The sequence below is a fragment of the Mesorhizobium sp. M0243 genome, assembly GCF_040321775.1.
GTDB lineage: Bacteria > Pseudomonadota > Alphaproteobacteria > Rhizobiales > Rhizobiaceae > Mesorhizobium.
In genome coordinates this window covers 1-1141 of record NZ_JAMYSF010000075.1, presented here as the reverse complement: position 1 = coordinate 1141, position 1141 = coordinate 1, and the positions used below count along the sequence as shown (strand labels likewise).

The 1141-nt window shown below is 60.4% G+C and carries 1 protein-coding gene; it reads right to left on the bottom strand.

Features of this window, described 5'->3' with window-relative positions; genetic code table 11:
* Window positions 1–17 precede the first annotated feature (17 nt).
* Entirely contained in the window at window positions 18–1028 is a 1011-nt protein-coding gene (locus tag NKJ11_RS33670; RefSeq protein WP_023832783.1) for an IS110 family RNA-guided transposase, read from the bottom strand.
* Window positions 1029–1141: the final 113 nt, after the last annotated feature.

Genomic DNA, 1141 nt, shown 5'->3' with positions numbered 1-1141 from the left:
ACCATTCCGAGAGCCTGTCAGGCTGACTGCGGCTCGTAACGCGATCCGTCCCTCAGGACGGCGAATATTGTTCGTGCCATGCGATGCGCCAAAGCGACGGCGACGATCTTCGTCTTCTTTCGCATCAGCATGCCCGATAGCCAGTCCGAGCTCGGCTCGCGCTTGAGTCTGCATCTGAGCATGATCTGCGCCATGGCGCCCAGATACAGCAAGCGTCGGATATAACGATTGCCCATCTTCGAGATCCGGCCCACCCTCTGCTTGCCTCCGGTGGAGTGCGGCTTGGGAGTGAGGCCGAGCCAGGCGGCATAGTCCCTTGCGCTGCCGAAATTGTCGACATCCGGCGTCGTCGCCGCGATGATCGTCGCCGACAGCATCCCCACACCTGGGATTGTGGCTAGACGCTGGCTTGTCTCGCTTTGCGCGTAGGTCTCTTCGAGCTCGTCGGTCAGCCGCTCGATCCGCTTGTCCGTCTCGGCCAACTGATCGAAGAGCAAACTCACAGGCATTCGAGCTACTTCCGGCAGTTGATCCAGTTGATCCTTCAGTCGATTGACGTTCTGCGCGCCCTTCGCCGCGATGACGCCGAACTCCGTCATGTGGGCCCGGATCGCGTTGCCGATCTGCGTGCGCTGGCGAACCAGAAAGTCTCGCGTGCGGTGAAGAACCAGAACCGACGAGCAGGCTTCGCTCTTGATGGCGACAAACCGCATGGAGGGGCGTGTCACGGCTTCACAGATGGCGGCCGCATCCGCAGCATCCGTCTTCCCGCGCTTCACGTAAGGCTTCACATAGGAGGGCGGCATCAGCCGGACGTCGTGCCCCATCTCCAGAAGCCTGCGCCCCCAATCGTGAGAACCTGCGCAAGCCTCCATGCCGATCAGGCATCGTGGACGCTTCTGGAAAAACACCAGCAACTGGCTGCGGCGAAGCTGACGGCGTACGAGAACCCGACCGTTCCCATCGACACCATGGATCTGGAAGACACTCTTTGCGAGGTCGATGCCAACTGTGGCAAGTTCTGACATGGATGGCTCCTTTGCTCGGGACGACAACATCCCAACTATGGCGCAATGCGACGCCGGGAGCAGGAGCCATCCACACCATCAATCGAGAATGCCTTCTCCAAGCTGAAGTCGAT